Source organism: Dactylosporangium aurantiacum (assembly GCF_000716715.1).
GTDB lineage: Bacteria > Actinomycetota > Actinomycetes > Mycobacteriales > Micromonosporaceae > Dactylosporangium > Dactylosporangium aurantiacum.
The window spans coordinates 230,883-237,615 of record NZ_JNYJ01000006.1; the positions used below are offsets into that span (position 1 = coordinate 230,883).

The 6,733-nt window shown below is 72.8% G+C and carries 5 protein-coding genes; 2 read left to right on the forward strand and 3 right to left on the reverse strand.

Features of this window, described 5'->3' with window-relative positions:
• Positions 1-72: 72 nt before the first annotated feature.
• Both OP18_RS08785 and OP18_RS08790 read left to right on the forward strand, forming a co-directional pair.
• The gene (locus OP18_RS08785; protein ID WP_033358226.1) at positions 73-1,215 is read left to right on the forward strand and encodes a zinc-dependent alcohol dehydrogenase; all 1,143 of its coding nucleotides are present in this window, start codon (positions 73-75) and stop codon (positions 1,213-1,215) included.
• 19 nt (positions 1,216-1,234) lie between these two features.
• Entirely contained in the window at positions 1,235-1,840 is a 606-nt protein-coding gene (locus OP18_RS08790) for a hypothetical protein (RefSeq protein ID WP_052386406.1), read from the forward strand.
• Here OP18_RS08790 and OP18_RS08795 read toward each other — a convergent pair.
• From OP18_RS08795 to OP18_RS54910, 3 genes are all read right to left on the reverse strand, one after another.
• Positions 1,818-2,963 (reverse strand): hypothetical protein, encoded by a 1,146-nt coding sequence (locus tag OP18_RS08795; protein ID WP_033358227.1) that lies wholly within the window; start codon positions 2,961-2,963, stop codon positions 1,818-1,820. The two genes, OP18_RS08790 and OP18_RS08795, sit on opposite strands and share 23 nt — an antisense overlap.
• A 166-nt stretch (positions 2,964-3,129) precedes the next feature.
• Positions 3,130-6,153, reverse strand: a complete 3,024-nt coding sequence (locus OP18_RS08800) for a glycoside hydrolase family 9 protein (protein WP_279327259.1) — start codon at positions 6,151-6,153, stop codon at positions 3,130-3,132.
• A gap of 177 nt (positions 6,154-6,330) precedes the next feature.
• Positions 6,331-6,733: cellulose binding domain-containing protein (locus OP18_RS54910; protein WP_211273475.1), on the reverse strand; the 403-nt coding region annotated here is incomplete at its 5' end.

A 6,733-nucleotide genomic window follows, 5' to 3' on the forward strand; every position in this document is an offset into this window, starting at 1 on the left:
CCGGACCGTTTGACGGCCCGCCGGGTGGGTAGCCGCCGGATGACGGTCCGTCAGATCGCCAGGAGGCGCCGCATGCGAGCGATGGTCTATCGGGGTCCGTACCGGGTGCGGCTGGAGGAGAAGGAGCGGCCGGCGGTCGAGCATCCCAACGACGCGATCGTGCGGGTGACCCGGGCCGCCATCTGCGGCTCCGACCTGCACCTGTACCACGGGATGATGCCCGACACGCGGGTCGGCACGACGTTCGGCCACGAGTTCGTCGGCGTCGTCGACGAGGTCGGACCGTCGGTACGGCACGTCAAGGTCGGCGACCGGGTGATGGTGCCGTTCAACGTGTTCTGCGGCTCGTGCTTCTTCTGCGCCCGCGGCCTGTACGCCAACTGCCACAACGTCAACCCGAACGCCACCGCGGTCGGCGGGATCTACGGCTACTCCCACACGTGCGGCGGCTACGACGGCGGCCAGGCCGAGTACGTGCGGGTGCCGCTCGCCGACGTCGGCCCCAGCGTCATCCCGGACTGGATGGACGACGACGTCGCGGTCCTGCTCACCGACGCGCTGGCCACCGGCTACTTCGGCGCGCAGCTCGGCGACATCGTCGAGGGCGACGTGGTGGTCGTGTTCGGTGCCGGCCCGGTCGGCCTGTACGCGGCGAGATCGGCCTGGCTGATGGGCGCCGGCCGGGTCATCGTCGTGGACCACCTGGAGTACCGGCTGGACAAGGCCCGCTCGTTCGCGCACGCGGAGACGGTCAACTTCGCCGAGGTCGACGACATCGTGGTGTACCTGAAGCGGGACACCGGGCACCTCGGCGCCGATGTGGTCATCGACGCGGTCGGCGCGGAGGCCGACGGCAACCTGCTGCAGCACGTGACCGCGACCAAGCTCAAGCTGCAGGGCGGCTCACCCGTCGCGTTGAACTGGGCGATCGACGCGGTGCGCAAGGGCGGCACGATCTCGGTGATGGGCGCCTACGGACCCATGTTCAGCGCGGTGAAGTTCGGCGACGCCATGAACAAGGGTCTCACACTGCGGATGAACCAGTGCCCGGTGAAGCGGCAGTGGCCGCGGCTGTTCGAGCACATCCGCAACGGGTACCTCGACCCGACCGACATCGTCACGCACCGCGTCCCGCTGGAGCACGTCGCCGAGGCGTACCACATGTTCTCCGCCAAGCTCGACGGCTGCATCAAGCCCCTCATCGTGCTCAACTGAACCCGGGTCGGAGGATCTGATGACGTACACCGCCGACAAGCCGCTGACCGCCGAGTCCAGTGCGGCGCTGCGGGCGCGGATCCCCGGCTGGGGCGCCGACCTGGACCCGAGGGACCGGCCGTCGGTGCCGCGGGAGAAGTTCGACCCGGGGCTGAGCGGCGCGCCGTGGGACTTCCCGGAGCGGCAGCAGGAGCGCCGGCCCCGGGAACGCTCGATCGAGCACGCCATGCTGCCGCCGGTCTTCGGCACCAGCTGCCCGCCGCGGGGTCTCTCCGGCGTGCTGCGCCGGTTCGCGTACCGCCGCTACAGCGAGGCACGCGCGGCGCACTGGCTCCTGCTGCTCGCCGCCGACCGGGTCGACGTGGCCGAGAGCCGGGTGCGTTCGGCGCTGCACGGGCACCCCGACCCGGTCATCCCGACCGGCCTGCGCAGCGAGGTCACCCACCACGGCCTGGCCTCGCGCCTGCGGCGGCGCCGCACCGACCTGGTGCACCAGCCGATCGACGTGGTGCTCCAGGCCGTGCCGTGGGTGCTGGGCGGCGTCGCCGTCGCCGCCCTGGTCCGCCGCGCACGCCCCCGTACGGCGAGGCCCGGCTACCGGTTCAGCCGCGGATCCGCTCGATGATGGCCGTATACCCGCCGACCGGGTCGTAGACGGCGCCGACGCTCCAGAAGCCGGACGTGCCGGGAACGTTGGCGACCGCGGACAGCGCCGGGTCCTCGTTGTTGGCCTTCGGGCCGTAGACGGTGCTCCACTGTCCGGCCTGGTACCGCAGGAACAGCGACCCCGGGTACAGGATCCACGGCGGGATCGGGTTGTTGCCGCTGACCCACAGGTTGCCGGCCGCGTCGCCGGCGACCGCGGTGAGGCTGCCGGCGGGCGTGGGGGACGCCACCTGCCGCCAGGAGCTGCCGTCCCAGTGCAGGATCAGCGGCTTCGGCGCGCTGTCGTAGTCGATGGTGCCGACCGCCCACGCGTTGCCGGCCGAGCCGGCCCAGACGCCGAGCAGCCGGGCACTGGTGATCTTCGGCAGCGTGGCGAGCCGCCAGGTGGTGCCGATGCGCTGCGCGATCATCGGCTCCGGGTACGGCGCGTCGTCGACCGACCAGGCCCCGACCGCGAACGCCGCACCGTCCGGTGCGGTCGCGGCGCCGTAGAACACGCCGTACCAGGCGTCCGAGCCGGGCAAGGGCACTCTGGTGAACTGCTGGCCGTCCCATTCCACGACCAGGGCGTGCGAGCTTTCGGCACCCGCGAACACGGGGCGCCCGCCGGTGGCGGCCACGTCGAACAGGACCGACGCGCCGCCGGGCACCCCGCCCAGCGGCCGGTAGCCCTGCCACGCCGTGCCGTTCCAATGTGCGGCGTACGCGGCCTGCGTGCCGTCGGCGCCGACGGTCCACGCGTCCGTGGCGCTGCGGGCGCTGACCCCGTACAGCGTGCCGATGTTCTCCGGCAGCGACCGCTGCGACCAGGTGCCGCCGTCCCAGTGCATCAGCGCGTACGGCCGCGCCGGCGCGGGGCCGCCGTACGTGGAGCCCTGCAGTCCCACCGCCCACGCGTCGTCACGGCCGGTCGCCGAGACGTCCACCAGCCGGCTCGCCGGTGCCAGCGGCGGCAGCGCCGCCACCTGCCAGGTCTGTGCCGTCCTCGCCGCCGCGGCCGGGGCGGGCGCGACGGTGGCCACGCCCGCCAGGACGGCGCCGAACGCCGCCGCGGGCAGCCGGTAACGGATCGAAACCCCCATGAAGAACCCCTTTCGACACTGACCGTCGACGAACATCATCGTCACGGCGGTCGATCCGGCGCGACGCCGGACGGGTGTCCGTAATGGCCTCGTAAGAGGGCGGTAAGCATTGCCCGGATGGCCGGTCCTCCCGCGGACCGCGGGAGGACCGGCCACCGGCACAGAGTCAGGCGCTGCCGCAGACCGCGCCGTTGAGGGTGAACAGGCCCGGCGGTGGCTTCGCCAGGGTCAGGGCGGTGGTGGCGTTGAACCCGACCATCACCGTCGCCCCCGGTTGGATGCGCTGGTTGTAGGTCTCGTTCGTGACCGTCACCGTCGCGCCCTCCTGGGTCGCCTTGCCCATCCACGCCTCGCGCAGCACCGGGTCGGTGCTCCAGGCGAACCGCAGCGTCCAGCCGTCCACGGTGGTGGTGCCGGTGTTGGTGACCTCCACCTGGCCGGTGTAGCCGGACCCGTCCTGCCACCGGCCGTAGTCGATGTACCGCACGGTGCAGGCGGCCGCGGCCGGGGCCGCCGTGCCCTGGTCGTCGAGGAACGACGCCATCCACGCGAGCGCGGAGTTCCAGTTCACCGCGACCTCGTTCGTGGCGTACGACTCGATGTGGTCGACGTAGCAGAACATCGGCTTGCAGCCGCGCAGGAGCTTCGCCGCGTACGGGTCGTCGAGGCCCGCGTTGGCGCCGCCGGCGAGCGACCCGGCCGGCGGGTGCGGCAGCCGCTGGTCGGCCTGGTTGGCGAAGATCCGGCTGTGCTGGTTCTGCGACGCGTGCTCGCCCCACCCGGTCACGTACGACTGGTTCAGGGCGTTGCGGCCGAAGATGTAGTCCATGGCCTGCACCGCGCCGTCGCGGTACTCGGCCCGGCCGCTGAGGTCGTACGCGGTCGCGAGCACCACCGCGTTGTTGATGATGTTGCTGTTGGCGCCCCAGAAGTAGCCGCCCGCGTCGCCCGGCATCGGCAGGCCGTACGCCTGGCCGCGCTGGGTGGTGAGGTACCGCCCGGCCGCGTCGAGCACGGACTGCCGGATCCGGTTGCGCTCCGACGTGGACAGTCCGCTGGGGACGGTGGCGAGGTCGAGCCGGCCGAGCGCGGCGGTGGAGGCCCACCCGAAGCCGGAGCTGGTGAACACGTCGCCGGTGTGGTGCCGGGAGGCGGTCACGTCGGTGAGGTACCCGGCCTCCCCGGTGGTGAGGTACAGCTCGGCCGCGGCCCAGTAGAACTCGTCGCTGACGTCGCCGTCGGCGTAGGTGCCGCCGCCGTTGCCGTCGTTCGGGTCGGCGTACACCGCCGGGTGCTGCTTCGCCGCCGCGTAGGCCGTGCGGGCCGCGGTCAGGCAGCGCCGCGCGTAGGCCGCGTCGTACGGGGCGAACAGGCGGGCGCACTGCGCCGCCGTCGCGGCCAGGTTCAGCGTCGCCGCCGTCGACGGCGGGTGCAGCTCCCGCGGCTGCGGGTCGTCCTGCGGCTGCATCGGGATGCCGGTCCACGCCTGGTCGTGCACCTTGTGATGGGCCATCCCGGCGAGCGGCTGACCCGCCGGCACCTGCATGCGCATCAGGAAGTCCAGCTCCCACCGCGCCTCGTCCAGCACGTCCGGGATGCGGTTGCCGTGCTCCGGCACCCGCAGCGACCCGTCGCCGAGCGCCGCGCCGAACCGGGCGGTCGCCGCGGTCTTCGTCCGCTCGTACGTGCTGAGCAGCTGCGCGGTGGCGATGCCGCCGTTGACGACGTACTTGCCCTGGTCGCCGGCGTCGTACCAGCCGCCGCGCACGTCGAGCCGGTACCCGCAGCCGCCCGCCTGGCACGGCACGTCGGTGTCGCCGCGGTTCGGCGCGACCCCCAGGTGACCGGCCGGCCTGGCGTACTGCGCGCCGACCAGACCGCCGTCGATGGCGATGCCGCTGCGCTGGATGTAGAAGAACTGCAGCGCGTCGGAGCGCAGCCGCCGGTACAGCTCGGCGGAGATGTCGAACGGGTGGCTGGTCTCGCCGTCGGCGACGAGCGTGTACCCGGTGCCGGCGCGGGTGAAGCCGCTGAAGTCGACGGTGTGGACGTTCTGCCCCGACGCGGCGTCGACACCGCGCGGCGTGGACGTGCCCGAGGCGACCACGGCCCCGGCGGCGTCGCGCAGCTGCCACGGCAGCGCCGCGGTGCTGGTGGTGACCACGGTCGCGGCCTTCGGGCCGGCGGGCAGGTAACCGACCTGGTTGACGCGCACCCGCGGACCGGTGTCCGGCTCGTACGGCTCCTCCGCCCGGCCGCCGACGAGCGACACGTCGTCGAGGCAGAACGTGAAGCCGGTGGCGGCACCGCCGAGCTGGAACGCGACCTGCCCCTTGGCGCTGTCACCAGCGCCGGTGAACGTGTAGGAGTAGCTCTTCCACGCGGTGTCCAGCGTCAGCGACTGCGCCAGGCTCGCCGTGTAGGGGTCCTCGCCCAGCTGCACCGCCGCCCGCACCGACGCCGCCGAGCTGCCCTTGGCGCGGAAACTCAGCGTGTACTGGGCACCGGCGACCAGCGCGACGTCGTTCTGGCCGACGCCGGCGTCCCACGGGTTCGCCAGGCCGCCCGGCACCGTCGTGCACAGCGCGCCGTCGACGACCCCGGTGTCCGTGGTGCCGTACGAGTACCACGCGAGGGTGCCCTCGTCGAACCGGCCGTTGTCCAGCTGCTCCGGCCCGTCGCCGGGGTCCTCACCCGGTTCGCTGGTCAGCGACACGTCGTCGAGGCAGAACGTGTACGCGGCGGCGGCGCCGCCGAGCTGGAACGTCAGCGTGCCGTTGGCGGAGTCGACGCTGCCGGTGAACTCGTACGTGTGGGTGCTCGGCTGGCTGGTCAGCGCCACGTCGCGGCTGGAGACGGTGGTCCACGGCGCCTCGTTGAGCTGCACGTTGGCCTTGACCGTCACCGGCGCGCTGGCCTGCGCGGTGAAGCGCAGCGTGTACCGGGCGCCGGCGGCCAGCGGCACGGCGTTGTGGCCGATGCTGACATCCCACGGGTTGGCGGCGCCGGCCGGGACGTCGGCGCAGAGCCGGCCGTCGCGGGCGGCGACGGTGGTGCCGCCGGCCCACCACGGGTCCGTCCCGTCGGTGAACGTGCCGTTGGTGATGTGCTCGGTCGGCGCCGCCCACGCGGTGGACGCCGACAACGTCAGGCCGGCGAGCGGCAGCAGGACGGCGGCCAGCGCTGCCACGCGCCTCCGCCATGTGACAGTTCCGGTCACAGCGGTCCTTTCCCCTGGCAGGGTGCCACGCCGGTCGACGGGCAGCCGATGCTGGCAGTGCCGCCACGGCAACGTCAATCAATCGCGGTGAATGGCATTCGACGCCCAGGAGATCGGTGCGCACAGGATGAAAGCACCTGAAAACGATCACTGCGGTGCCGGCGGGGCGGGCGGGCGCGCCGGGGTGGGGTGCCCGCCCACGGTGACCGCGGCGCCGGACGTGCTCAGCGTGCCGTTCCACAGTTGGGTGATGGTCTGGCCGTTGGCGAACGTCCACTTGACCGTCCACCGGGAGATGGCGGCGGCGCCGGCGCGGACGGTGACCGTGGCCTGGAACCCGCCCGGCCACGGGTTGGTGATCGCGTACGTCGCGGAGCAGGCGTCACCGGCCGGCGGCTGGGAGCTGGGCGGCTGGGAGCTCGGCGGCTGGGAGCTTGGTGGGGTGGAGCTTGGTGGGGTGGTGTTCTCGAACTGTGTGAAGAAGCGCCAGGCTTCCCCGGAGGTCCAGGTTCGGGAGTCGTTGGGGCTGGTGGAGCCGTCCACGGGGCTG

Excerpts from the sequence above, each read along its gene's own strand:
- OP18_RS08785 (WP_033358226.1), top strand. The coding sequence starts at position 73 with ATGCGAGCGATGGTCTATCGGGGTCCGTACCGGGTGCGGCTGGAGGAG.
- OP18_RS08790 (WP_052386406.1), top strand. The coding sequence starts at position 1,235 with ATGACGTACACCGCCGACAAGCCGCTGACCGCCGAGTCCAGTGCGGCG.
- OP18_RS08795 (WP_033358227.1), bottom strand. The coding sequence starts at position 2,963 with ATGGGGGTTTCGATCCGTTACCGGCTGCCCGCGGCGGCGTTCGGCGCC.